Here is a 24,710-nt window from a genome sequence, read left to right as displayed (position 1 = left end):
CCGGGCTGCGGGCCGGGCGTCGGCCTAGGGTCGGGGCATGGCCCGCACCATCGCGACGAACCGCACCGTCGACCTGCCCGAGCTCCTCGACTTCGTCCGCCCCCGGCACCACCTGCTGCTGGTGACGACCCGGCGTGACGGGCGTCCCCAGGTGTCGCCGGTCAGCGGCGGGGTGGACGAGGCGGGGCGGATCGTCATCTCCACCTACCCCGGCCGCGCCAAGACCGTGAACGCGGAGCGCGACGCCCGCGTCTCCGTGGTCGTGCTGTCGGACGAGTGGAACGACGCCTGGGTGCAGGTCGACGGCGACGCCGAGGTGCTGCACATGCCCGAGGCCGAGGACGCGCTCGTCGACTACTACCGCTGCATCGCCGGCGAGCACCCCGACTGGGACGAGTACCGCGCGGCGATGCGGGTGCAGGGCAAGAGCCTGATCCGCGTCACGCCGACCCGGTGGAGCCCGATCGCGACGGGCGGCTTCCCGGCCGACGTCGCGGCCCGCCTCGACGGCTGACGGAGCGCGGCGCGACCGGCCCCGCGGTCAGCCCCAGACCAGCGCCTGCGCCGGGTCCTCCAGCACGGCGGCGACGTCGGCCAGCACCATCGAGCCGAGCGCGCCGTCCACGAGGCGGTGGTCGACGCTCAGCGCGAGCTGGGTGACGTGCCGGACCTTGACCTTGCCCTTGTGCACCCAGGGCTGCTCGCGGATGGCGCCGAACGCGAGGATCGCGGCCTCGCCCGGGTTGAGGATCGGCGTGCCGGTGTCGATGCCGAACACGCCGACGTTCGTGATGGTGATGGTGCCGTCGGACATGTCGCGCGGCGTCACCTTGCCGGCGCGCGCGGTCGACGTCAGCGCGGCGAGCCCCTCGGCCAGCTCGTGCAGGCCGAGCCGGTGCGCGTCCTTGATGTTGGGGACGACGAGGCCGCGCGGGGTGGCCGCGGCGATCCCGAGGTTCACGTAGTGCTTGTAGACGATCTCCTGCGCGGCCTCGTCCCAGGACGCGTTGACGTCCGGGTGCCGGCGCACGGCCATCAGCAGGGCCTTGGCCGCGATGAGCAGCGGCGTGACGCGCACGTCGGCGAACTCGCGGTCCTGGCGGAGCCGCGCGACCAGCTTCATCGTGCGGGTGACGTCGACCGTCTGGAACACGGTCACGTGCGGGGCGGTGAACGCGGACGTCACCATCGCCTCGGCGGTGCGCTTGCGGACCGACTTCACCGGGACGCGGGTCTGCCGGCCGTCGGGCGAGACCGTGCCGGACGCGAGCCACGGCTGGTCGTCCCCCGGGTAGGTCGCCAGGGTGCGCGCCTCGGCGCCGGCCTGCTGGGCCAGCACGTCCTCGCGGGTGACGATGCCGCCCGGGCCGGTCGGCACCACGGAGTCGAGGTCGACGCCGAGGTCGCGGGCGAGCTTGCGCACCGGCGGCTTGGCCAGGGCGCGGCGGCCGGTGACGGCAGCCGGCTCGCCGGTGGGCGTGGCACCCGGGCGGGGGTCGGGGGCGCCGCGGGGGTCGCCGGCGGCGTCGGGCCGCCGACCGCCGGGTCGCCCTCGGCGGAGGTGAACCGCGCACGGCGGGCGGTCGGCGCCGCCGCCGTGCCGTAGCCGACCAGCACGGCGCCGCCGGGCTCCTCGGCCGCGGGCTCGGGCTGCGCCGCGGGCACCGAGGGCACTGCGGGCACCGAGGGCACGACGGGCGCCGCCGCCCGCTCACGGCGCGCGGGGACCGGCGCGGACTGGATCGGGTCGGAGTCGGACGTCGGGCCGTGCACGGCCACCTCGGGCCCGACGCCCGGGGCGGCGTCCACGGGGCCGTCGCCGGCGGGGTCGGTGTCGACCTCGATGATCGGCGTGCCGACCTCGACCGTCTCCCCCTCCTGGACCAGCAGGCGCGTGACGACGCCGGCGTACGGGCTGGGCAGGTCGACCAGCGACTTCGCGGTCTCGATCTCCACGATCGTCTGGTTGATCGCCACGGTGTCGCCGACGGCGACGTGCCAGGCGGCGATCTCGGCCTCGGTCAGGCCCTCGCCGGCGTCGGGGAGGCGGAACTGCTGGTAGGACGGCACGGGCTGTGCTCCTCGGGTGGTGCGGAGTCGGGTCAGTGCGCGAGCACGCGGTCGACGGCGTCGAGGACGCGGTCGAGGCCGGGCAGGTACTCGTGCTCGAGCTTGGCCACGGGGTACGGGGTGTGGAAGCCGCCGACCCGCAGCACCGGGGCCTGCAGGTGGTAGAAGCACTCCTCGGTGACGCGCGCGGCCACCTCGGCCCCCGTGCCGTACAGGACGGGCGCCTCGTGCACCACGACGCAGCGGCCTGTGCGGCGCACGGACTCCGCGACCGTGGTGATGTCGAGCGGGGAGATCGCGCGCAGGTCGACCACCTCGACGCTGCGGCCCTCGGCCGCGGCGGCCTCCGCGACGCGCAGGGCCGTGGCGACGGTCGGCCCGTGCGCGACGAGCGTGACGTCGGTGCCGGCCCGCAGCACGCGCGCGCCGTCGAGGGTGGACGGCGCGGCGAGCGGGTCGGCGTCGGTGTCGACGTCGCCCTTCTCCCAGTAGCGGCCCTTCGGCTCGAAGAACATCACCGGGTCCGGCGAGGCGATCGCCTGCTGGATCATCGTGAACGCGTCCTGCGGGTCGGACGGGCTGACCACGCGGAGCCCGGCGGTGTGCGCGAACAGCACCTCGGGCGACTCGCTGTGGTGCTCGACCGCGCCGATGCCGCCGCCGAACGGCACGCGGATGACCACGGGCAGGTTCAGGCGGCCGCGCGACCGGTAGTGCATCTTCGACAGCTGCGTGGTGATCTGGTCGAACGCCGGGAAGATGAACCCGTCGAACTGGATCTCGCACACCGGGCGGTAGCCGCGCAGCGCGAGGCCGATCGCCGTGCCGACGATGCCCGACTCGGCCAGCGGGGTGTCGACGACGCGCTCGGCGCCGAAGTCCTTGGCCAGCCCGTCGGTCACGCGGAACACGCCGCCGAGGGCGCCGATGTCCTCGCCCATGAGCATGACCTTCTGGTCCCGCTCGAGCGCCTTGCGCATGCCGGTGTTGATCGCCTTCGCGAACGTCATCCGCTGGGTCACTTGTCACCTCCCGAGAACGAGGCCTCGTAGCGCTCGAACCAGGCACGCTCGGCGTCCACCACGGAGTGCGGGGTCGCGTACACGTGCTCGAACATCGTGCTGGTCTCCGGCCGGCCGAGCGACCGGACGGTGGTGCGGACCCGCTCGCCGAGGGCGTCCGCCTCGGCGGCGAGCTCGGCGCGGAAGGCGTCCGACAGCTCGCCCGTGGCGGCCAGGTGCGCCTCGAGCCGGTCGATCGGGTCGCGCTGGCGCCAGTAGTCCTCCTCCGCGGAGGACCGGTACCGGGACGGGTCGTCCGAGGTGGTGTGCGCGCCCATCCGGTAGGTGAACGCCTCGATCAGCGTCGGGCCCCCGCCGGAGTGCGCCCGCTCGACGGCCTCGGCCGTGACGGCGTAGCAGGCGAGGACGTCGTTGCCGTCGACGCGCACGCTCGGCACGCCGAAGCCCGGGCCGCGCGCGGCGAGCGGCACGCGGGCCTGCCGCGTCGTCGGCTCGGAGATCGCCCACTGGTTGTTCTGGAGGAACAGCACCACCGGGGCGTTGTTCACCGCGGCGAACACGAGCGCCTCGTTGACGTCGCCCTGCGAGGTGGCACCGTCTCCGAAGTACGTGACGACGGCGGTGTCCCGCTCCGGGTCGCCGGTGCCCACCAGGCCGTCGCGCTGGACGCCCATCGCGTAGCCGGTCGCGTGCAGCGTGTGCGACCCGATCACCAGCGTGTAGAGGTGGAAGTTGAACTCCTCCGTGTCCCAGCCGCCGTGGTCGACGCCGCGGAACAGGCGGAGCACCTCGGTCAGGTCCAGGCCGCGGGTGTGCGCGACGCCGTGCTCGCGGTACGAGGGGAACACGTAGTCCTGCGGGGCCAGCGCGCGGCCGGAGCCGACCTGCGCCGCCTCCTGACCCAGCGACTGCGCCCACAGGCCCAGCTCGCCCTGGCGCTGCAGCGCGGTCGCCTCGGTGTCGAACCGCCGCACGAGCACCATGTCGCGGTACAGACCGCGCAGGGCGTCGGCGTCGAGGTGCGCGACCCGGGGGGTGTAGTCCGGGTGGTCCACGCGCTCACCCGCGGGGGTGAGCAGCTGGACCAGGCCGTCGTCGGTGAGCGGACCGCTCGGGCTCACGCGGTACTCCTTACGGGAGGGGGAGCCCTCGGTGCTCGGGGGCCGGTCTAACCTACGCCAGCGTAGGCTACGCAACCGTAGGTCCAGGGACCCGGGCGTCGTCAAGACGGGCGGTCCCCCGTTGTCGGGTCCCGACAACCCCCGCGACCCGCACGCGCCGACGGCCCGCCTCCCCGGCGTGGCGGGGTGGCGGGCCGTCGGGCCGCGGTGTCAGCGCTGGGGCAGGCGCACGACCTCGACGAAGAACTCGTCGATCTGCCGGACGACCTCGATGAACCGGTCGAAGTCCACGGGCTTGGTGACGTAGGCGTTGGCGTGCAGCGAGTAGGACCGCACCACGTCCTCCTCGGCCTCGGAGGTGGTCAGCACGACGACGGGGATGCTGCGCAGCGCCTCGTCGCTCTTCATCGCCTCCAGGACCTCCCGCCCGTCCATCCGCGGCAGGTTGAGGTCGAGCAGCACCAGGTCCGGCGTCGGCGCGTCGGCGAACTCGCCCTCCTTGCGCAGGAAGGTCAGGGCGCTGACGCCGTCGGACACGACCTGCAGCCGGTTGACGACCTTGTTGTCCTCGAACGCCTCGCGCGTCATGAGGACGTCGCCCGGGTCGTCCTCGACGAGCAGGACGTCGATGACCTTGCTGCTGCGTGCCACGTTCACTCCGATTCCTGAGGCTGCTGAGCCTGCTGCTGGTCCTGCGGGCGCGGGTCGTCCGGCGTCTCCGCGGCGGGCAGCGTCCAGCGGATGCTGGTGCCCGGCCCGTCCGGCTCCCCGAGCCAGATGCGACCGCCGTGGTACTCGACGATCTTCTTGCACAGGGCCAGGCCGATGCCCGTCCCCTCGTACACGTCCTTGGGGTGCAGCCGCTGGAAGATCACGAAGACCCGCTCCGCATACTGCGCGTCGATGCCGATCCCGTTGTCGCGGCACTCGAGCTCCCAGAAGTCTCCCACCTGCGTCGCCGTGATCCGCACGGTCGCCGGTCGCCCGGGGTCCCGGAACTTGATCGCGTTCCCGACGAGGTTCTGCAGCAGCTGGACGAGCAGCGGCCGCTCGCCGCGGACGACGGGCAGCGCGTCGTGCGTGACGACCGCGCCCGACTCCTCGACGGCGCTCTCCAGGTTGCCGAGCGCGTCCGCGAGCGCGTCCTGCAGCGGCACGTCCGCGAGCTCCCCGCCCAGCCGGCCGACCCGGGAGAACCCGAGCAGGTCCTGGATCAGCGCCTGCATGCGCTTGGCGCCGTCCACGGCGAAGGCGATGTACTGGTCGGCGCGCTCGTCCATCTGGCCGCCGTACCGCTTCTGCAGCAGCTGCGTGAACGAGGCGACCTTGCGCAGCGGCTCCTGCAGGTCGTGCGACGCGACGTACGCGAACTGCTCCAGGTCGCGGTTGGACCGGCGCAGCTCCTCCGCCTGCTCGGCGAGGCGGTCGTGCGCGTCCGCGATCTCCGACCGGGACTCCTCGACCGCCTGCACCTGCGCGACCAGGCCGAGCCGCATCCGGTCGACGTCGACCGCGAGGTCGGCGATCTCCCCCGGCCCGGTGACCTGGACGACGTGGTGCAGGTCGCCGTCGCTGACCGCCCGGGCGTCCGCGCCGAGCGCCTCGAGCGGCTCGGTGATCCAGCCGCGCAGCGTGCGCCAGAGCACGGCGCCGGCCACGGCCCCGGCGACCACGAGGGCGACCAGGGAGCCGATGACCACCTGGGTCCAGACGGCCAGGTCGGAGGCGGCCTCCGCGCGGCGGACGTCGAGCAGGTGGAGGTACTCCTCGACGGCCGTCCGGGTCCGGTCGAACAGCACCCGGCCCTGCTCGATCTCCTCGGCGTCGACGGCGACTGGGCCCTGCGTGCGGACCAGGTCGATCGTCGGTGCGGCGAACTCGTCGTCCCAGCGCTCGGCGGCCTCGACCGCCGCGGCGGCGGCCCGCCGCACGGGCTCGCTGCTGCCGTTCGCGGGGTCGGCGACCCGGGCGAACGCCTCCGTGGCGTCCTGCGCGCGCTCGTACGGCTCGAGCGTGCCCTCGTAGCCGGTCAGCGCGAAGCCGCGGACCGCGGTCTCGCCGTCCACCAGCCGCGTGTAGGCGGTCTCCGCGTCGGTGATCGCGGTGAAGTAGCGCTCGGTGACCAGGTCCTGGGCGTCGAGCATCCGCCACAGCGCGATGCCCGAGCCGACGAACACGAGACCGAGCACGACGCCGGCCGCGGTCAGCGCGAGGCCGAGCCGCCGGCGGAGCGTGACGCGCTCGCGGGACCGCGGCGCCCGCGCGGGCGCCGGTGCGGTGGTCGTCACGCGCGCGCCCCCTGCCAGCCGAGGACGACCACGGCGGTGTCGTCGACGAGCTCGCCGCCGTGCCGCCGCCGCACCTCGCGCATCGTCGCGTGCACCACCCCGCCGGGGTCGGTTGCGAGCACGTCGTCGACGACGGCGAGCAGGCCGGCCTTGCCGAGCCGCTCCTGCGTGCCGTCGACCGTCGCCTCCAGCAGCCCGTCCGTGTACATCATCAGGCGCCACCGGTCGCCGAGCTCGAGACGCCGTGGGCGCCAGGTGCCGTCGACCGGGATGCCCAGCGCGCGACCCCGCAGCTCGGTCGGCAGGAGGGTCGAGCCCGCACCCCCGGCCGCGCCGCCGCCGAGCAGGAACGGCACCGGGTGGCCCGCCAGGTACAGGTCGACGGTCCGCCGGTCGGGCGCGACCTCGAGCATCGACATCGTGGTGAAGACCTCCGGGCGCGCCCGCTCGGACTCCAGCACCCGCTCCAGGAGGGGCAGCAGGTCGACCGTCGCGATGTCGGCCAGCACGAGCGTGCGCCAGGCCGTGCGGAGCACCGCGCCGAGGGCGGCCTCGTCGGGACCGTGCCCGCAGACGTCGCCGACGATCGCCAGCACCGTGCCGTCCTCGCGCTCGACGACGTCGTAGAAGTCACCGCCGAGCACGCCGTCGCGACCGGCCCGGTAGCCCACCAGGACCTCGAGGCCGTCGTCGCGGACGGCGGGGCGCGGCAGCAGGGCGCTCTCCAGGCGGACCGTCTCCTCCGCGCGGACGAGGCTGCGGTACAGCTCGCGGTCGACGGCCTGCAGCCGGCGGCGCTGCACGGCGTACCGGACCGAGCGGCCGAGCGACTCCCCGTCGACCTCGCCCTTGACCAGGTAGTCCTGCGCACCCGCCGCGACGGCGCGCAGTCCCGTCTCCGTGTCGGTGCGCCCCGTCAGCACGACCACCGCCGGCGCCCCCGCCGTCAGCAGCCGCTCCAGGGCCCCGAGGCCGACGGAGTCCGGCAGGCCCAGGTCGAGCAGCACGCAGTCGACGTCCAGGTGCGCGGTCGCCTCGTCGAGGGTGCGGGCGCGCCGCAGGCGGACGTCGAGGCCGGCGTCGGCCAGGTGCTCCTCGACCAGCAGGGCGTCGCCGTCGTCGTCCTCGACCAGGAGGAGCGCGATCGGCGCACCGAGCGGGTCGGAGTGGTCGCCGGAGCGTCCGGGCCAGCCGGCGCGGGTCTCCCCGTCCGGGGTCGTGCTCTCGGTCACCCGTCCACCTCTCTGCGCTGGACGCAGCATAGGCGAGGCGGTCAGCGCCGGAAGTCCCGCGCGACCTCGAGCACCACGTCGGTCGCCTCGGGCTCGCCGACGCTGACCCGCACGCCGTCGCCCGCGAACGGCCGCACCAGCACACCCGCGCGGGTCGCCTCCTGCGCGAACCGCCCGGCGTCGTCGCCGACGCCCAGCCAGACGAAGTTGGCCTGGCTGTCGGGGACCTCCCAGCCGTGGGCCCGCAGGCCGGCGAGCATCCGGGTCCGCTCCCGCACGATGGCGTCGACCCGCGCCAGCAGCTCGTCCCTGGCCCGCAGCGACGCCACGCCCGCCAGCTGCGCCAGGTGGGACACGCCGAACGGCGTCGACGCGGCGCGGATGCCGGCGGCGAGCCGCGGGTGCGCCACCGCGAAGCCGACCCGCAGCCCGGCCAGGCCGTAGGCCTTCGAGAACGTGCGCAGCAGCACCACGTTCGGGTGCGCGGCGAGCACCGCCAGGCCGTCCGGCGCGTCCGGGTCGCGCACGAACTCCACGTACGCCTCGTCGAGGACCACGAGCACGTCGCGCGGGACGGCGGCCAGGAACGCGTCCAGCTCGTCCGCGTGCACCGCCGGGCCGGTCGGGTTGTTGGGTGTGCAGACCAGCACGACGCGCGTGCGGTCGGTCACGGCCGCGGCCATCGCGCCGAGGTCGAGCCGGCCGTCGGCGTGCACGGCGACCGGGACACCCGTGGCGCCGGCCAGCGTGACCGCGATCGGGTACGCCTCGAAGGAGCGCCACGGGTGCACGACCTCGTCGCCGGCGTCGCAGAACGCCGCGAGGACGTGCCCGAGCACCGCCACGGACCCGCAGCCCGCGACGACCTGGTCGGGCTGCACGCCGAGGTGCTCCGCGACCGCCTCCGTCAGGTCCGTCGCGTACATGTCCGGGTAGCGGTTCACGTCGACCGCGCCGTCCGCGATCGCCGCGACCACGGAGGGCAGCGGCGGGTACGGGTTCTCGTTCGACGACAGCTTGAACAGGGCGGCCCCGACGGGGACCCGGGCGCCCGGGACGTAGGGCGGCAGGCTGGCGAGGGCGGGGCGCAGGGGGACGTGCTTCACGCGGCCAGGATGCCACCGCGGGCCGGTCCCCCGGCACGACGGGTCACGCCTCGGTCCGAGGACGGGCTGCCGCCCGTCCGCCCGCGATGGCAGGATCGGCGCATGAGCTTCGTGCTGCGTGTCCTGATCAGCGGCGTCGCCCTGTGGCTGGCCGAGATCCTGCTGCCGGGCATCTCCATCGTCGGTGCCGACACGACGTGGGGCAGGGTCGGCGTGCTGCTGCTCGTCGCGCTCGTCTTCGGCATCGTGAACGCGATCGTCAAGCCGATCGTGGCCGTGCTGTCGATCCCGCTCTACATCCTCACGCTCGGGCTGTTCACGCTGGTGGTGAACGCGCTGATGCTCATGCTCACGGCGTGGATCACCGAGCAGACCTCCTGGGGCCTGCGCATCGAGGACTTCGGCGACGCCTTCGTGGGGGCGCTCATCGTGTCGGTCGTGTCCTTCGCGCTGAGCCTGGCCGTCCCCCGCAGCCGCGAGCGCTGAGGCGCGCACCCGCTCCTCGCGCGTCGTCGCAGGTGAGGTGACCGGCGTCACCCGACCGGAGCAGCCCCCTGTTGCCGACCCCCGCCGGGCCTCCTACCGTCGAGGTGGTCCGGGCCACACCGACGAGGGTGCGGCCTGCAGCAGGGACTTCGGGGGGAGTCGCCATGAAGGCGCGGCAGCACGAGACGCACGGCGTGCGCTCGGCCGCGTCCCGGTGGCTCCGTCGCGGCCTCTACGCCGCGGGCGGGCTGACGCTCGCCGGCACGGCGATGATCGCCCTCGCACCCGCCGCCTCGGCCACCGATGCCCCGCCTCCCGGGCCCGTGGGCTCGCTGCTCGGCGGGGTCGGTGACCTGGTCGGAGCGGTGACCCAGCCCGTGGTGGACCACGTCGTCGCCCCGGTGGTGACGCCGGTCGTCCAGGCCGTCGCACCGGCTCCCGCGACTCCGGCACCCGCGGCCCCGGCGCCCGCCCCGGCGGCTCCGGCGGCTCCTGTGCCGCCGCCTGCCGCGGCTCCTGCTTCCGCTCCCGCCGCGCCGCCCGCGGCTGCGCCGGTCACGTCGCAGCCCGCAGCACCGGCCCCGGCCGGTCTGGCCCACGCGGTCGCCGCGGTCACCACCCCGGTCGCCGAGAGCGTCGTCGCCCCGGTCGTGGGCGCGGCATCGCCGCTGGTCGCGGCCGTGGCGGACGACGTCGTGCGACCGCTCGCCCGGACCACCCGGCCGCTCGCCCCGGTCGTCGACCCGGTGACGGACGACGTGCTCAGCCCCGTCGTCACCGAGGTCCTCGCGCCGGTCGTCGAGGCCCTGCGGCCCGTGCTGCACCCCGTCACCGACAGCCTCTCGCCCGTCCTGCGGCCGGTCGTCGAGCCGGTCGCCGGGTCCGTGCTCGACCCCGTGCTGGGCGCCGTCGACGGCACCCCGGTCGGCGGCGTGCTGGACCCGGTGCTCGGCGTGCTGCGCCCCGTCGTGGTCGGCGTCGTGCCGGCCACCCCGTCCACTCCGGCGGCCCCGAGCGCACCCACGGCCCCGGCGGGTGCCTCCGGTCCCGGCGGCACCGGCGCGCCGGCCGCCGCCGGCCCGGACCGGACGTGGCGCGCTCTGACCCTCGGCCCGGCCGGCAGCGTCCCCTCCGGCACCAGCCCGGCCCAGCACCTGTCCGGTGCGCGCGACGCCGCGGTCGCCGACTCCTCCGCCTCCTCCGCGCAGGCGGGCGGCCTCCCCGCGGGCGGCGACCAGCCGGCCCCGCCCGCACCGCCGGCGCCCGCCCCGTCCGGCACCGGCGCGAGCGGCAGCCCGCTGCGCGGCCCCGCCGGCCCCGACGTGGTGGCCGTCCTCAGCTCCGCCGCCGTGGTGCTGGGCGGCTCCCGGCTCCTCGCCGTGGCCCGTGGCCGCGTCGAGCTCCCCCTCCGCTCCCGCGAGGTCCCCGTCTCCCCTGCCTGAGTCCGGCCCCGGCGTCGACGGCATCCCTGCCGTCGCCCAGCTGAAGGGCCACCGCGCCGCACCCCGGCGCACCCGACTCACCGCAGGGGAACAACCATGCACACCACAGCTCGACGGGCGATCCACACCGCCCTCCTGACCGGCGGCCTCGTCGTCGCCGGAGCCGTCGCGGCGCACGCCGCCGAGGACGACGGCCTCCTGTCCGGCCTCGGCATCGAGGCACCGGTCGACGTCTCCGTCGACGTCCAGGGCCTCGCCGCCGGCGTCCTCGGCGACGCCGCCGTGACCGGCACCGCACCGGCTGCGGCTCCGGCCGCCCCGGCACCGGCCGCGCCCGCTCCGGCGGCGCACGCCACCGGCGGCGACGCCGAGGGTGTCGCGTCCGGCACCTCCGTCGCCGCACCCGTGTCCGTCCCGGTGGACGTCGGCGCCGTCGCGGTGGGCGTCCTGGGCGACGCGTCCGTGACGACAGCCGCACCTGCCGCTGCTCCTGCCGCTGCTCCTGCCGCTGCGCCGACCGCGGCCGTCGAGGGCGGTGACAGCGAGGGCATCGCCTCCGGCAGCGCCGTCGCCGCACCGGTCTCGGTCCCGGTCGACGTCGACGCGGTCGCGCTCGGCCTGCTGGGCGACGCCTCGACGCAGGGCGGCGCAGCGCCGTCCGGCGGTTCCGGCGCGCCCGCCCCGACCGCGACGGTCGGCTCCGGCGACGCCGCGGGCATCGCCTCGGGCACCGGTGTCGCGGCACCGATCAGCATCCCGGTCACCATCGGCGACGTGGCGCTCGGCCTCCTCGGCGACGCCGGCACCAGCGGCGGCACCGGGTCCGGCTCCACGGACCCGGCGCCCGGGGCGGTGGTCGGCTCGGGTGACACCGACGGCCTCGCCACCGGCACCGACCTCGCCTCGCCGGTCCACATCCCGGTGACCGTCGGCGACCTGGCGCTCGGCCTGCTCGGCGACGCCGGCACCGAGGGCACTCCGAGCACCGGCGCGGGATCGCCCGGGACGGGCTCCGCCCCCACCGCCACGGTCGGCGGCGGGCAGTCCGACGGCGTCCTGTCGGGGACCGGCGTCGCGGCGCCGATCAGCATCCCGGTCACCATCGGCGACATCGCGCTCGGCCTGATCGGTGACGCCTCGACCGAGGGCACCGGCACCGGCACCGGCGGCACGGGCACCGCGCCCACGGCCGAGACCGGTTCCGGCGACGCCGAGGGCATCGCCACCGGCACCGACGTCGCCGCGCCGATCAGCATCCCGATCACCATCGGTGACGTCGCCCTCGGCGTGATCGGCGACGCCGCCACCACCGGCGGCTCCAGCACGGGCACCACCGGCACCGGCACCGGCACCACCGAGACCGGCTCCGGCGACGCCGAGGGCATCGCCACCGGCACCGACGTCGCCGCGACGATCACCGCCCCGGTCACCATCGGCGACATCGCCCTCGGCGTGATCGGCGACGCCTCGACCGAGGGCACCGGCAGCGGCACCGGCCCCGGCACCGGTGCCGGCACCGAGGGCTCGGGGGCCACGGGCGGCGGCGACTCCGACGGCCTGCTCACGGACGTGGGCGTGCTGCTCCCGATCACCGTCCCGGTCACCGTCGGGGACATCGCCCTCGGCGTGATCGGCGACGCGGCGGTGACCGACCCGGGCACCGGCACCACCGTCCCGGGCACCGACCCCGGCACCGGTCCGACGGACCCGGGCACCGACCCGACGGACCCGGGCACCGACCCCGGCACGACCGACGGGGGCACCACCCTCCCGGGCACCACGCCCGGCACCACCCCCGGCACCACGCCGGGCACCGTGACCGACGCCGGCGGCGCGACCGCCGACGGCACCACCACCGTGGCCGACGTCGCGTCCCTGTCCGAGGTGCTCGCGGCGAGCGAGCTCGCCACGTCCCTCGAGTCCGCCGCGGCCTCGGCCTCGGTGAGCGCGATGGCGCCGGCGGCGCTCGCGACGACGGGCTCCCCGGCGGGACTGCTGCCCCTGGTGGCGGCGGCGCTCCTCGGTCTGGGCGTCCTGCTCCGCCGGCTGCCGCGGGTGGTCCTGGGCTGACCGCCCGCCCCTGATCCCATCGGCCGGCGGCAGGTGCGGGACCGCCGCCGGCCGATGGACTCGCTGACAGTCCTGTCCTCCCGCACCCGGGCGGGCGCCACGCGCGCCGCTGCCCGACGTGACGAAAGGAGCTCACCGACCGCCGACGGTCGGCGACGGGTGCGGGCCCGTCGCCGACCTGCGGCGTGCTCCGTGCGGGTGCTGCCGGGTCAGGAGGCCCGGAACGAGGCGGCCATCTGGCGCTGCTCGTCGAGCACCTCGCCGATCCGCGCCTGGACCTCGTCCATCCGGCGGATCGTGGTGCTGACGGACTCGATGCCGCGGGAGACCGCCGCCGTGTTGGCCTGGATGTCGGCGACCTGCTGCTCGACGCGGGAGGTCGCCGTCGACGTGCCGCCGGCCAGGTCCTTGACCTCGGTGGCGACGACGGCGAACCCGCGGCCGGCCTGTCCGGCACGCGCGGCCTCGATCGTGGCGTTCAGCGCGAGCAGGTTGGTCTGGTCGGCGATGGAGGAGATCACCCGGATCACGTCGCCGACGGCGGAGGACGACGCCTCGAGCGTGCGGACCTCCTCGGCCATGGCGGCGGTCTGCGCGACGGCCTCCTCGGCGACGCGGACGGCCTCGGACGCGCTCTCGGAGAGGCGGGCGACGCTGCCGAGCAGCGCCTCGGACGCCCCGCGGTCGCGTGCCGCGGCCCGGAGGATGTCGAGCCGCTGCGAGACCAGGCGCGCCACGTTCCGCAGGGAGCCACGGCGGCTGTCGCTGAGCTCGATGGTCTGGGTGGTGAAGAAGTCCATGGTGCCCAGGACCTCGTCGTTGACGATGACGGGGATGCAGACCCCGGAGCGCACACCGGCGCGCTGCGCCGCGGGGGCGCGCACGCAGTCGGTCAGCTCGCCGAGGTCCCGGACGAAGACGAGGTCCCGTGCGCGCCAGGCGCGCCCCGCGAGCCCGACGCCTTCCGCGAAGCTGGCCGCCAGGGTGACCCGGCGGAACTCCTCACCGGCGGTGCCGGACTCGACCTCGAACCGCAGGACCCGGGCCTCGGGGTCGACGGCCCAGTAGGAGCCGTAGTCCCAGCCGAACTCCTCGCGCACGGTGTCGAGGGCGGTGCGCAGCGCCTGCTCCTCGTCGTGGCAGGCGCCGACCTTGGCCACCGACGTGGTGACCGCCTGCTGGTCGCGCGCGACCTGGGCGATCTCGTCGGCGGCGTGCTGCGAGGCGAGCGCCTGCGACACCGTCCGGGCCAGCACGTCGAGCACCAGCACCTGGTCCTCGCCCTCCGACCGCACCTCGCGGGACAGGAAGTCGAGCACGGCCACGACCTGGCCCTCGAACCACAGCGGCATCGTCATCGCACCCCGCGCACCGGCCCGCAGGAACACCTCGCCGCGGGAGCAGTTGGTCGGGTGCTCGCGCAGGTCGGCGACGGCCAGCACGCCGTCGCGCTGCCACGCCAGGCCGCACAGGCCCGTGCCCTTCGCCACCCGGTACCCCGGCGACATCTGCGTCAGCTCGGCCGACAGCTCGCCCGTCTGCGCGACGAACGCGAGGTCGCCGCGGGCGGGGTCGACCACCCACGCGGACGCGTAGTCGAAGCCGAGGCGCTCGCGGATGATCTCCAGGATCTCCGGCAGTCCGCGGTTGCCGGTGTCGCCCAGCGCCCGCACGACCTCGTCGAGCGCGCGCAGGTTCCGGCGCACGTCCCCGTCCGCCGTCGTCGCCTCGACCGCGCGGCCCCGTCGCCCCTTCAGTCCCACCATGTCGTTCCCCTTGCTCAGCGCCCCGCATGCGACCTGCCCGCACGAATCCCCCTCGGGTGGCCTCCCGATCGGCAGGGCTGCGAGGTCGGTGAGTGGTTCGGGTGACGGCAGCGGCTCACGCTGTGCGCTCCTTCACCCCGTGCGCAGGTCAGGGCCGTGCGACGGGCGGAGCAGCTGGAGGACGATTCACCCGCCGGTGCCGCCGGGCGGGCAGCACCGCCCCGCCGCGCGGGTCCGTGGAAGGATGCGGCCCATGCCCGCGCACGACAGCAGCCCGTCCGCCGCGCCCACGCGCTCGTCCCTCGCGGACGTCGAGCCGCCGATCGCCCTCGGCCCGCTCGACGGCCGGTACCGCCGCACGGTGGCGCCGCTCGTCGACCACCTGTCCGAGGCGGCGCTCAACCGCGAGCGCGTGCACGTCGAGGTCGAGTGGCTGATCCACCTGACGACGCACGGCGTCGTGCCCGGCGCCCCGACGCTGTCGGCGGAGGAGCAGGCGTACCTGCGCGCGGTCGTGACGGGCTTCGGCGCCGCGGACGTCGCCCGGCTCGCCGAGCTCGAGCGCACGACGGTGCACGACGTGAAGGCCGTCGAGTACTTCCTCAAGGAGAAGATCGCCGCGGCGCCCGACGTCCTCGGGGCGTCGACGGCGCTGCCGTCGGTCTCCGAGCTGGTCCACTTCTGCTGCACCAGCGAGGACGTGAACAACCTGTCGTACGCGCTGATGGTGCGCGGTGCGGTGCAGGACGTGTGGCTGCCGGCCGCGCGCGGCCTGGTCGAGGACCTGGCGACGATGGCGCACGACCTCGCCGACGTCCCGATGCTCGCGCTGACCCACGGCCAGCCCGCGACGCCGACCACGCTCGGCAAGGAGGTCGCCGTCCTGGCGCACCGCCTGCGCCGGCAGCTCGGTCGCGTGGCCGGCGCGGAGTTCCTCGGCAAGCTCAACGGCGCCACCGGCACCTACGGCGCGCACGTGGTCGCGGTCCCGGGCGCGGACTGGCCCGAGGTGAGCCGCACGTTCGTCGAGCACCTGGGCCTGACGTGGAACCCGCTGACCACGCAGATCGAGTCGCACGACTGGCAGGCCGAGCTGTACGCCGACGTCGCCCGGTTCAACCGCGTGCTGCACAACCTCGCCACCGACGTGTGGACGTACATCTCGCGCGGGGTCTTCATCCAGATCCCGGTCGCGGGGGCCACGGGGTCGTCGACGATGCCGCACAAGGTCAACCCGATCCGGTTCGAGAACGCCGAGGCCAACCTCGAGCTGTCCTGCGCGCTCCTCGACACCCTCGGCGCGACGCTCGTCACCAGCCGGCTGCAGCGCGACCTCACGGACTCCACCACCCAGCGGAACATCGGCCCGGCGTTCGGCCACTCGCTGCTCGCGATCGACAACGTCCGGCGCGGCCTCGCCGCCCTCTCGGTGGACCGGGACCTGCTGGCGCGGGAGCTCGACCAGAACTGGGAGGTGCTGGGCGAGCCGGTGCAGTCGGCGATGCGCGCGGCCTCCGTCGCGGGCGTCACCGGGATGGAGAACCCCTACGAGCGGCTCAAGGAGCTGACCCGCGGGCGCCGCCTGACCGCGGACGACATGCGGGAGTTCATCGCCGGCCTCGGCCTGCCGGACGACGTCGCCGCGCGCCTGCAGGCACTGACCCCGGCCGGGTACACGGGCCTCGCGACGGATCTGGTCGACTACCTGGACCGCTGAGCCGCGCGTCGGCGTCGAGCCCGGCCCGGCGGGAGCCCGGCCGTGCCGAGCCGGGCGCGCGTCAGCGCGGGGCGGGGGCCGGCTCGGCGGCGACGGTGAGCGTCGCGAGCTCGGCGAGCGCGGCCGCGTACGCCGCGGCGTCGCCGGCCCGGGCCGCTTCGCGGGCGCGGACCGTCGGCTGGTGCAGCGCCGACCGGACGCGACGGCGCAGGGCGCGGGCGGCGCGCTCCTCCAGGCCCTCGACGGCAGACGCGAGCTCCTCGAGCACGCGGCGGCGCTCGGCGACGACCGGCGGGTTCCACTGCCGGGTCCGCAGCTCGCGGTCGAAGGTGTCGGCCTGCTCGGCGACCAGGGCCCGCGCCTCGGCCACGGTGGCGGAGTGCCCGTCGGGCGCGTGCTCGGCGACGGTGGTGAGGCTGACCAGCCGCACGCCGGGCAGCTCGCCGACGGCGGGGTCGACGTCGTGCTGCAGGGCGAGGTCGACGACGGCGAGCGGCCGGGCGCCGACGGACGCCTCGGCGGACCGCGCGCGGATCAGGGCGTCGACGTCCAGCACCGCGCCGGCGGCACCGCTGCACGCGACGACCAGGTCGACGCCGGCGAGGCTGGTCGCGAGGTCGTCGGTGGCCGCGGTGACACCGCGCTGGGCGGCGAACTGCCCGGCGCGTCCGCTGGCGGAGTAGACGAGCACGTCGGCGCACCCGCGGGCCTTGAGGGCGGCGAGGCTGGCTCCGGCGTACGACCCGGTGCCGATCAGCAGGCAGCGGACGTCCGACCAGTCGGGCAGCCCGTCCTCGACCAGGTCCAGCGCCACGCCCACGACGGAGCGCCCGGCGGCGCCGAGGCCGGTGCGGCCCTCGACGGCGCGGGACGCGCGGGACGCCGCCTGGAACAGGCCCTCGAGGTCGGACGTGGTGGTGCCGTCCCGCCGGGCGGTGGTGAGGGCGCGGCGCACCTGGCCGGCGATCTCGCGCTCCCCCACGACCATCGACTCCAGGCCGGACGCGACGGAGAACAGGTGCTCGACGACGCGCGGGCCGGTGGCGGGGGCGAGGGCGTCCGCGACGCGCTCGGTGCTGTACCCGGAGCGGGCGGCGACGGTGGCGGCGACGGCGGTCCGGGCAGCATCGGCGTCGGCTGCGTCGTCGACGTCCAGGTACAGCTCGAAGCGGTTGCAGGTCGCCAGGACGACCGCCCCCGCGACCGAGTCCGAGCCCGTCACGATCTCCCGGCCGACGGCGTGGGTGTCGGCGGACAACCGCTCCAGCACGGACAGGTCGAGGTCGTGATGGCTCGCCACCAACGACAGCATCACCACGCCCAGAATTTAATCACTCCAGGGAAGACGGGGCACAATCGCTGTGATGTCGACTTCGTCACGCCCCTCCGCGCCCACGGGCGCCCCGGCGACCCCCGCTGCCCTGACCTCGCTGCCCGACGGCACCGGCCTGCCCGCGGACCACCCGCTGGTGGACGGCCGCACCGCGCACGCGCCGCTGGTCGACGCCTACCGGGGTCGCACCCCCGCGCGCCGGCCCGTGTGGTTCATGCGGCAGGCCGGCCGGTCGCTGCCCGAGTACCGGGAGGCCCGGCGCGGCACGGCGATGCTGGACGCCTGCCTCACGCCGGACCTGGCGTCGGAGATCACGCTGCAGCCGGTGCGCCGGCACGGCGTCGACGCGGCGATCTTCTTCTCGGACATCGTCATCCCGCTGCGGCTCGCGGGCGTCGACGTCGACATCCAGCCCGGCGTCGGCCCGGTGATGGGCGCCGCGGTCCGGACCGCGGACGACGTCGCCCGGCTGCGCGCCGAGCACCCGGCGGAGTCGCTGACCCCCGAGGTGCTGGCGCCGGTGACCGAGGCCGTCCGGCTGACCACCGCCGCGCTGGGCTCGACGCCGCTGATCGGGTTCGCCGGGGCGCCGTTCACCCTCGCCGCCTACCTGGTCGAGGGCCGACCGTCGCGGGACCACCTGGCCGCCCGCACGCTGATGCACGCGGACCCGGAGACCTGGCACGCGCTGACCGGGTGGGCCGCCGACGTGACCGGTGCGTTCCTGCGGGCGCAGGTGCTCGCCGGGACCAGCGCGGCACAGCTGTTCGACTCCTGGGCGGGGTCGCTGTCGCTCGCCGACTACACCGAGCGCGTCGCGCCGGCGTCCACCCGCGCGCTGGCGCACGTCGCCGACCTCGGGGTGCCGCGCGTGCACTTCGGCACCGGGACCGGCGAGCTGCTGGCGGCGATGCGCGACGTGGGCGCGGACGTCGTGGGTGTCGACCACCGCATCGGCCTGGACGAGGCCGTGCGCCGGCTGGACGGGCGCGTGCCGGTGCAGGGCAACGTCGACCCCGCGCTGCTCGCCGCGCCCTGGCCGGTGCTGGAGGCGCACGTGCGCGACGTGGTGGCGCGCGGAGCCGCCGCGCCCGGGCACGTGGTGAACCTGGGCCACGGCGTGCCGCCGGAGACCGATCCCGCCGTGCTGACCCGCGTCGTCGAGCTGGTGCACGCGATCTGACGGGCCTGAGCACCGACCAGACCCGACCCCGACCCGACCCGACCCGAGGAGCAGCCACGAGCGAGCACGACGACCCCGCACCCGAGACGCCCGACCTGCACGACGCCGTCGTGGTCGGCGGTGGCGTGGCGGGCCTGGTCGCCGCCCGCGAGCTCGCGCTCTCGGGCCTGCGCCCGCTGGTCCTGGAGGCGTGGCACGCACCCGGCGGCGTCGTCGGGCGGCACGAGGTGGACGGGCTCGCGCTGGACGCGGGCGCGGAGTCGTTCGCGACCCGCGGCGGCGTGGTGGCCGCGCTCGCCGAGGAGCTGGGCCTGGCGGACCGGGTGGTGACGCCCGAGCCGCACGGCGCGTGGGTGCGGCTCCCCCGCGGCGCCGGGCCCCTGCCGCGCACCGGCCTGCTGGGGATCCCGGCGGACCCGTGGGCGCCCGACGTCCGGAGGACGCTCGGCACGCTCGGGTCGCTGCGCGCGGCGGCCGACCGGCTGCTGCCCGCCGGCGCCGGGACCGGCGACGGCGTCACGCTGGGTGCGCTGGTGCGGGCCCGGTACGGCCGGCGGGTGCTCGACCGGCTGGTGCGCCCCGTGGTCGCCGGCGTGCACGCGGCCGAGCCGGACGACGTCGCCGCCGACGCGGTGGCCCCCGGCCTGGTCGCGGCCGTCCGTCGCGAGGGCTCCCTGGGCCGGGCAGTGACGGCGCAGCGCGCGCTGGCACCGGCCGGGTCGGCGGTGGCCGGGTTCCGCGGCGGGCTGCACGTGCTGGTCGAGGCGCTCGCCGCCGACGTGGTCGCGCGGGGCGGCGCGATCCGCACCCGGTCGACGACGACCGCGGTCGAGCGCACCGGCGACGGGTTCGCCGTGACGGTCGACGGGCCCGGCGGCGCCACGGTGCTGCGCGCGCCGCGGCTGGTCGTCGCGACGCCCCGGGCCGTCGACCTGCTCGCCGGGGTCGCGCCCGCGCTCGCCGGCCTGCAGACGGACCCGGGCGCGGACATCGTGCTGGTCACCCTGGTGCTGGACGCCCCGGAGCTCGACGCCGCGCCGCGTGGGACGGGGGTGCTCGTCGCCCGCGGCGTGCCCGGCGTCCGGGCGAAGGCGCTCACGCACGCGACCGCGAAGTGGGGCTGGCTGGCGGAGGCCGCCGGTCCGGGACGGCACGTGGTGCGGCTGTCCTACGGCCGGGCCGGCGACGACCCCGCGGCCGCCCCGCTGCCGACGGACGACGCCGCGCTGACCGACCTCGCGCTGCGCGACGCCGCGGCCGTCCTCGGCGTCCCGCTGCGCGCCGGCCAGGTCCGGGCCGGCGCCCGGGTCCGCTGGCGGCAGGGCCTGCCGGTGCCGAGCGCGGCGCACCGCCGGACGGTGCAGCAGGTCCGCGCGGCGGTCGCCGAGGTCCCCGGCCTGGCGGTGGTCGGCGCGTGGGTCGCGGGCAACGGGCTCGCGTCCGTCGTGCCCGACGCCCGGGCGACCGCGGCGGCGCTCGCGGCCGGACCGAGCGACCGCCCGGCACGGTGACCGACGTCGTCCACAGCCCCGGGCCACCGCTTTCGACAAGTCCTCACGAGAAGGCAGAGACTGGAGACATGCCCCAACCGTTCCGGGTCGGAACCCGTGCGAGTGCGCTCGCCCTGACGCAGACGGGACACGTGGCGGACGCCCTCACCGCGCTCGGCGCCGGCGACCACGAGCTGGTCCGCGTCCGCACGGACGGCGACCGGCTCACCGGGTCGCTCGCCACGCTCGGCGGTACGGGGGTGTTCGTCACCGCCCTGCGCGACGCCCTGCTCGACGGCCGGTGCGACGTCGCGGTGCACTCGTTCAAGGACCTGCCGACGGCCACCGCGCCGGGCCTGGTGGTCGCCGCCGTGCCGCTGCGTCAGGACCCCCGCGACGCCCTGTGCGCGCGGGACGGCCGCACCCTGGCCACGCTGCCCCCGGGCGCCTCGGTGGGCACCGGCTCCCCGCGGCGCGCCGCCCAGCTGCTGGCCGCGCGCCCGGACCTGAAGGTCGTGGACATCCGCGGCAACGTGGACACACGGCTGCGGCGCATCGAGGACGGCCTGGACGCCGTGGTGCTGGCCCGCGCCGGGCTGGCGCGCCTGGACCGCCTGGACGCGGTCACCGAGGCCCTGCCGTTCGACGTCATGGTCCCCGCCCCGGCCCAGGGTGCGCTCGCCGTCGAGGTGCGCGCGGCGGACGCCGCCGACGGCAGCCCGCTGGCCCGCGCGCTCGCGACGCTCGACCACCGGCCGACCCACCTCGCGGTCCTCGCCGAGCGCGCGCTGCTGAACCGGCTCGAGGCCGGCTGCGCCGCGCCGGTCGGCGCGCACGCCCGGCTCGGCGACGACGACGTCCTGACCCTGGAGGCCGTGGTGCTGCGCACGGACGGCACGGCGACGCTGCGTCGGTCCGCCGCCACGACCCTGGTGGCGGGTGCCGCCGGCACCGACGACGGGCGCGCGGCGCTCGCCGCGGCCGCGCTCGGCACCCGGCTGGCCGAGGAGCTGCTCGACGCGGGCGCCGCCGACCTGGCGGAGCTCGGCGCGTGACCGCCGTCGACGCCGGGACCGGCCCGGCCGGCCCGCTCGCGGGCGTGCGGGTGCTCGTCCCGCGGGAGACGACCGGACCGGACCCCCTGGTCATCGCCCTGCACGCCGCCGGCGCGGAGCCGCTGGTGGTCCCGCTGATCCAAACGGTGCCGCCCCTGGACCCGACGGAGCTCGACGACTCCCTGCTCGCCCTCGAGGTCGGCTACTACGCGTGGGTCGCGATCACGAGCGCGGCCGCGGTGCCGATCCTGGTCGACCGTGCCGAGGAGACCGGGCACACCCTGCCCGAGCTGCTCGCGGGCACCCGCGTCGCCGCGGTCGGCGGGACCACCGCACGGGCGCTGCGCGAGGCCGGCGTCCGCGTCGACCTGGTGCCCCGCGGCCGGTCCTCCGCCGCCGCGCTCCTCGCCGCGTGGCCGCCCGCGGGCGACGAGCCCGAGCGGGTCCTGCTGCCCCTGGGCGACCTCGCGGCCCCGACGCTCGCCGACGGGCTGGCGGCGCACGGCTGGCTGGTCGACGTCGTCGTCACGTACCGCACGGTGCCCGGGCCGGCCCCCGAGCCGGAGCTGCGCGCCGCGTGGGACGGCGGGGACGTCCACGCCGTGCTGCTCACGTCCGGCAGCACCGCCCGCAACCTGCTGTCGATGCTGGGCACCCCGCCCGCCGGGACGCTGCTCTGCTGCATCGGCGAGTCGACCGCCGCCGAGGCCCGGCGGGCGGGGCTCGCCGTCGCCGCCGTGGCCGACGACCAGACCCCGGGCGGGCTCGTCGCCGCGCTGACCGCCGCGGTGCACGCGGCCGCCGACGCCACCGACGCACCCCCGACCACCCCGGACGCGGCCCACCCCGCCGCACCGGGAACCCACCCCGACGGAGGGCACGCATGACCACGCAGCCGGCCGGCACCCCGGCCACACCCGCAGCATCCGACATCGCACTGGCCGCGGTCGCCGCCGCCCGGCCGGGCCGCGTCCGCCCCCGGCGGCTCCGTGGCACCGCGGCGCTCCGGCGGACCGTGAGCGAGGTCCGCCTGCACCCGGCGGACCTGATCCTGCCGGTGTTCGTCAAGGAGGGGCTGAGCGAGCCCCAGCCGATCCGCTCCATGCCCGGCGTCGTCCAGCACACGCGGGACTCGCTGCGCCGGGCGGTCGTGGAGGCCGCGGCCGCCGGCGTCTCCGGCGTCAACCTGTTCGGCGTCCCGCTCGTGCGCGACGCGGTCGGCTCCGGCGCGACCGACCCCGACGGGGTGCTCAACCAGGCCATCGCGGACGTCCGGGCCGAGGTCGGCGACGCGCTGGTGATCCAGGCGGACCTCTGCCTCGACGAGTTCACCGACCACGGGCACTGCGGCGTGCTGACCGCGGAGGGCGTCGTGGACAACGACGCGACGTTGGTGCGGTACGCGGAGATGGCGCTGGTGCAGGCCGAGGCCGGGGCCCACATGGTGGCGCCCAGCGGCATGATGGACGGCCAGGTCGGCGTGATCCGCGACGTGCTCGACGCCGCCGGCCGGGACGACGTGGCCGTCCTGGCGTACGCGGCGAAGTTCGCGAGCGTGCTCTACGGCCCGTTCCGGGACGCCGTGGAGTCGACGCTGGAGGGCGACCGCCGGACGTACCAGATGGACCCGGCCAACCGCCGCGAGGCGCTGCGCGAGGTCGAGCTGGACATCGCCGAGGGCGCGGACCTCGTCATGGTGAAGCCCGCGGGCGCGTTCCTCGACGTCCTCGCCGACGTGGCCGCGACCAGCACCGTGCCGGTGGCCGCCTACCAGGTGTCCGGGGAGTACGCGATGGTCGAGGCCGCCGCGGCGCAGGGCTGGCTGGACCGCCGGCGCGCGATCACGGAGTCCGTGCTCGGCATCCGCCGCGCGGGCGCCGACCAGGTGCTCACCTACTGGGCCGTGGAGCTGGCCCACTGGCTGCGGGAGGAGTGGCGATGACCACCTCGGAGGAGCTGTTCGAGCGCGCGCTGGGCGTCGTGCCGGGCGGGGTGAACTCGCCGGTGCGGGCGTTCGGGTCCGTGGGCGGGGCGCCGCGGTTCCTCGCGTCGGCGCGCGGGGCGTACGTGACCGACGTCGAGGGGCGCGAGTACGTCGACCTGGTCGGCTCGTGGGGGCCGGCCATCCTCGGCCACACGCACCCCGGCGTCGTCGAGGCGGTGCGCGAGGCGGCGGGCCGCGGGCTGAGCTTCGGCGCGCCGACGCTCGCGGAGGTCGAGCTCGCGGAGGCCGTGCGGGAGCGCGTGCCGGCCGTCGAGCGGCTCCGGCTGGTCTCGACCGGCACCGAGGCCACGATGACGGCGATCCGCCTGGCGCGCGGCGTCACCGGCCGCGACCGCGTCGTGAAGTTCGCCGGGCTGTACCACGGCCACTCCGACGGCCTGCTGGCCGCCGCCGGCTCCGGCGTCGCGACGCTGGCGCTGCCGGGATCGGCGGGCGTCCCCGCGTCGATCGCCGCCGAGACGATCGTGCTGCCGTACAACGACGTCGCCGCCGTCGAGGCCGCGTTCGCCGAGCACGGCCCGACCATCGCCGCGATCATCACGGAGGCGGCCCCGGCCAACATGGGCGTCGTCCCGCCGGGCCCCGGATTCAACGCGGCGCTGGCGCGGATCGCGCACGCGCACGGCGCGCTGCTGATCCAGGACGAGGTGCTGACCGGGTTCCGCGTCGGCCCCGCCGGCTGGTGGGGCCTCGAGGCGCAGCGCGAGGGCTGGTCACCGGACCTGCTCACGTACGGCAAGGTCGTCGGCGGCGGGCTGCCCGTCGCTGCGCTCGGCGGCCGGACCGACGTGATGGACGCGCTCGCGCCGCTGGGCCCGGTCTACCAGGCGGGCACGCTGTCCGGGAACCCGGTGGCGACCGCGGCCGGCCTGGCCACCCTGCGCCTGGCGGACGACGCGGTGTACGCGCACGTCGACGCCGCGTCCGCCACGCTGCGCGCCGCGGTCGACGACGCCCTCACCGCCGCCGGGGTGCCGCACGCGGTGCAGAACGCGAGCAACCTGTTCAGCACCGTGCTCGGCACCGACGCGGGCGCCCGGGACTACTCCGAGATGCTGGCGTCCGAGTCGTGGCGCTACCCGGCGTTCTTCCACAGCCTGCTGCGGGACGGGGTCTACGCGCCCCCGTCGGCGTTCGAGGCCTGGTTCCTGTCGGCGGCGCACGACGACGACGCGCTCGGCCGGGTCGTCGAGGCCCTGCCGGCCGCCGCCCGTGCGGCCGCCGCGGCGGTACGCCCGCCCTCGTGAACCGCATCGTGACCTCCCGGTAACACGGGGGTTACACGCCGGTGCGGGACCTTGGCCCACACTGTGCTAGTTCTATG

At 76.4% G+C, this 24,710-nt stretch carries 19 protein-coding genes and 1 pseudogene; 11 read left to right on the top strand and 9 right to left on the bottom strand.

From position 1 onward, the window contains the following. The first annotated feature begins 37 nt into the window (after window positions 1–37). Complete coding sequence (locus ACWPWW_RS12350) at window positions 38–514, top strand: PPOX class F420-dependent oxidoreductase (RefSeq protein WP_454050669.1); 477 nt, start codon at window positions 38–40, stop codon at window positions 512–514. A 27-nt stretch (window positions 515–541) separates the two neighbouring features. On the opposite strand, the pseudogene ACWPWW_RS12345 reads toward ACWPWW_RS12350, so the two are convergent. The 7 genes and pseudogenes from ACWPWW_RS12345 to hisC form a co-directional block, all read right to left on the bottom strand. Further along, a pseudogene (locus ACWPWW_RS12345) lies at window positions 542–2,070 on the bottom strand (dihydrolipoamide acetyltransferase family protein). A 32-nt stretch (window positions 2,071–2,102) separates the two neighbouring features. Further along, window positions 2,103–3,080 (bottom strand): alpha-ketoacid dehydrogenase subunit beta, encoded by a 978-nt coding sequence (locus ACWPWW_RS12340; RefSeq protein WP_454051807.1) that lies wholly within the window; start codon window positions 3,078–3,080, stop codon window positions 2,103–2,105. A gap of 8 nt (window positions 3,081–3,088) precedes the next feature. Next, entirely contained in the window at window positions 3,089–4,213 is a 1,125-nt protein-coding gene (gene pdhA / locus ACWPWW_RS12335) for a pyruvate dehydrogenase (acetyl-transferring) E1 component subunit alpha (RefSeq protein ID WP_454050668.1), read from the bottom strand. A gap of 210 nt (window positions 4,214–4,423) precedes the next feature. Further along, window positions 4,424–4,864 carry a response regulator gene (locus tag ACWPWW_RS12330; protein WP_454050667.1) on the bottom strand — a complete coding sequence of 147 codons (441 nt, stop codon included), beginning with the start codon at window positions 4,862–4,864 and terminating at the stop codon, window positions 4,424–4,426. Window positions 4,865–4,866: 2 nt separating this feature from the next. Further along, a complete protein-coding gene (locus tag ACWPWW_RS12325) occupies window positions 4,867–6,501 on the bottom strand; it encodes a sensor histidine kinase (RefSeq protein WP_454050666.1) in 1,635 nt (544 codons plus the stop codon). Continuing rightward, window positions 6,498–7,733, bottom strand: a complete 1,236-nt coding sequence (locus tag ACWPWW_RS12320) for a PP2C family protein-serine/threonine phosphatase (RefSeq protein WP_454050665.1) — start codon at window positions 7,731–7,733, stop codon at window positions 6,498–6,500. The genes ACWPWW_RS12325 and ACWPWW_RS12320 overlap by 4 nt, the downstream gene beginning before the upstream one ends. A gap of 41 nt (window positions 7,734–7,774) precedes the next feature. Further along, entirely contained in the window at window positions 7,775–8,839 is a 1,065-nt protein-coding gene (gene hisC / locus ACWPWW_RS12315) for a histidinol-phosphate transaminase (protein ID WP_454050664.1), read from the bottom strand. A 102-nt stretch (window positions 8,840–8,941) separates the two neighbouring features. Here hisC and ACWPWW_RS12310 point away from each other — a divergent pair, with 102 nt between their 5' ends. From ACWPWW_RS12310 to ACWPWW_RS12300, 3 genes are all read left to right on the top strand, one after another. After that, the gene (locus ACWPWW_RS12310) at window positions 8,942–9,325 is read left to right on the top strand and encodes a phage holin family protein (RefSeq protein ID WP_454050663.1); all 384 of its coding nucleotides are present in this window, start codon (window positions 8,942–8,944) and stop codon (window positions 9,323–9,325) included. Between the two features lie 164 nt (window positions 9,326–9,489). After that, on the top strand, window positions 9,490–10,767 hold the full coding sequence (locus ACWPWW_RS12305) for a hypothetical protein (protein WP_454050662.1): 1,278 nt from the start codon (window positions 9,490–9,492) through the stop codon (window positions 10,765–10,767). Window positions 10,768–10,863: 96 nt separating this feature from the next. Further along, complete coding sequence (locus ACWPWW_RS12300) at window positions 10,864–12,837, top strand: hypothetical protein (protein WP_454050661.1); 1,974 nt, start codon at window positions 10,864–10,866, stop codon at window positions 12,835–12,837. Window positions 12,838–13,046: 209 nt separating this feature from the next. Here the strand turns inward: ACWPWW_RS12300 and ACWPWW_RS12295 are convergent, their stop codons facing one another. Then, a complete protein-coding gene (locus tag ACWPWW_RS12295; protein WP_454050660.1) occupies window positions 13,047–14,603 on the bottom strand; it encodes a GAF domain-containing protein in 1,557 nt (518 codons plus the stop codon). A gap of 253 nt (window positions 14,604–14,856) precedes the next feature. On the opposite strand from ACWPWW_RS12295, the gene purB reads away from it, so the two are divergent. Next, window positions 14,857–16,320 (top strand): adenylosuccinate lyase, encoded by a 1,464-nt coding sequence (gene purB, locus ACWPWW_RS12290; protein ID WP_454050659.1) that lies wholly within the window; start codon window positions 14,857–14,859, stop codon window positions 16,318–16,320. A gap of 61 nt (window positions 16,321–16,381) precedes the next feature. Here purB and ACWPWW_RS12285 read toward each other — a convergent pair whose 3' ends face one another. Beyond that, window positions 16,382–17,632, bottom strand: coding sequence for a glutamyl-tRNA reductase (locus ACWPWW_RS12285; RefSeq protein ID WP_454051806.1), 1,251 nt, complete (start codon window positions 17,630–17,632; stop codon window positions 16,382–16,384). Between the two features lie 52 nt (window positions 17,633–17,684). Here ACWPWW_RS12285 and hemE point away from each other — a divergent pair, with 52 nt between their 5' ends. The 6 genes from hemE (at window position 17,685) to hemL (ending at window position 24,633) form a co-directional block, all read left to right on the top strand. Continuing rightward, window positions 17,685–18,836 carry a uroporphyrinogen decarboxylase gene (gene hemE / locus ACWPWW_RS12280; protein ID WP_454050658.1) on the top strand — a complete coding sequence of 384 codons (1,152 nt, stop codon included), beginning with the start codon at window positions 17,685–17,687 and terminating at the stop codon, window positions 18,834–18,836. A gap of 110 nt (window positions 18,837–18,946) precedes the next feature. After that, window positions 18,947–20,347 carry a protoporphyrinogen/coproporphyrinogen oxidase gene (locus ACWPWW_RS12275; RefSeq protein WP_454050657.1) on the top strand — a complete coding sequence of 467 codons (1,401 nt, stop codon included), beginning with the start codon at window positions 18,947–18,949 and terminating at the stop codon, window positions 20,345–20,347. Between the two features lie 68 nt (window positions 20,348–20,415). After that, window positions 20,416–21,381, top strand: a complete 966-nt coding sequence (gene hemC / locus ACWPWW_RS12270; protein WP_454050656.1) for a hydroxymethylbilane synthase — start codon at window positions 20,416–20,418, stop codon at window positions 21,379–21,381. After that, window positions 21,378–22,268 (top strand): uroporphyrinogen-III synthase, encoded by an 891-nt coding sequence (locus ACWPWW_RS12265; RefSeq protein ID WP_454050655.1) that lies wholly within the window; start codon window positions 21,378–21,380, stop codon window positions 22,266–22,268. The genes hemC and ACWPWW_RS12265 overlap by 4 nt, the downstream gene beginning before the upstream one ends. After that, a complete protein-coding gene (hemB, locus tag ACWPWW_RS12260) occupies window positions 22,265–23,323 on the top strand; it encodes a porphobilinogen synthase (RefSeq protein ID WP_454050654.1) in 1,059 nt (352 codons plus the stop codon). Before ACWPWW_RS12265 ends, hemB begins: the two co-directional genes overlap by 4 nt. After that, window positions 23,320–24,633: a glutamate-1-semialdehyde 2,1-aminomutase gene (hemL, locus tag ACWPWW_RS12255; protein ID WP_454050653.1), complete on the top strand. Its 1,314-nt coding sequence runs from the start codon at window positions 23,320–23,322 to the stop codon at window positions 24,631–24,633. The genes hemB and hemL overlap by 4 nt, the downstream gene beginning before the upstream one ends. The last annotated feature ends 77 nt before the right edge of the window (window positions 24,634–24,710 follow it).

It is taken from the genome of Cellulomonas sp. Marseille-Q8402 (genome assembly GCF_965119525.1).
Note: the sequence above shows the minus strand (reverse complement) of the source record. Positions and strands in the feature narration are given on the sequence as shown.

What these genes read in the sequence shown, in the direction of transcription:
- ACWPWW_RS12350 (WP_454050669.1), top strand. Translation starts at nt 38, where the DNA reads ATGGCCCGCACCATCGCGACGAACCGCACCGTCGACCTGCCCGAGCTC.
- ACWPWW_RS12340 (WP_454051807.1), bottom strand. Translation starts at nt 3,080, where the DNA reads ATGACGTTCGCGAAGGCGATCAACACCGGCATGCGCAAGGCGCTCGAG.
- ACWPWW_RS12310 (WP_454050663.1), top strand. Translation starts at nt 8,942, where the DNA reads ATGAGCTTCGTGCTGCGTGTCCTGATCAGCGGCGTCGCCCTGTGGCTG.
- ACWPWW_RS12305 (WP_454050662.1), top strand. Translation starts at nt 9,490, where the DNA reads ATGAAGGCGCGGCAGCACGAGACGCACGGCGTGCGCTCGGCCGCGTCC.
- ACWPWW_RS12300 (WP_454050661.1), top strand. Translation starts at nt 10,864, where the DNA reads ATGCACACCACAGCTCGACGGGCGATCCACACCGCCCTCCTGACCGGC.
- ACWPWW_RS12295 (WP_454050660.1), bottom strand. Translation starts at nt 14,603, where the DNA reads ATGGTGGGACTGAAGGGGCGACGGGGCCGCGCGGTCGAGGCGACGACG.
- purB (WP_454050659.1), top strand. Translation starts at nt 14,857, where the DNA reads ATGCCCGCGCACGACAGCAGCCCGTCCGCCGCGCCCACGCGCTCGTCC.
- ACWPWW_RS12285 (WP_454051806.1), bottom strand. Translation starts at nt 17,632, where the DNA reads ATGCTGTCGTTGGTGGCGAGCCATCACGACCTCGACCTGTCCGTGCTG.
- hemE (WP_454050658.1), top strand. Translation starts at nt 17,685, where the DNA reads ATGTCGACTTCGTCACGCCCCTCCGCGCCCACGGGCGCCCCGGCGACC.
- hemC (WP_454050656.1), top strand. Translation starts at nt 20,416, where the DNA reads ATGCCCCAACCGTTCCGGGTCGGAACCCGTGCGAGTGCGCTCGCCCTG.
- hemB (WP_454050654.1), top strand. Translation starts at nt 22,265, where the DNA reads ATGACCACGCAGCCGGCCGGCACCCCGGCCACACCCGCAGCATCCGAC.
- hemL (WP_454050653.1), top strand. Translation starts at nt 23,320, where the DNA reads ATGACCACCTCGGAGGAGCTGTTCGAGCGCGCGCTGGGCGTCGTGCCG.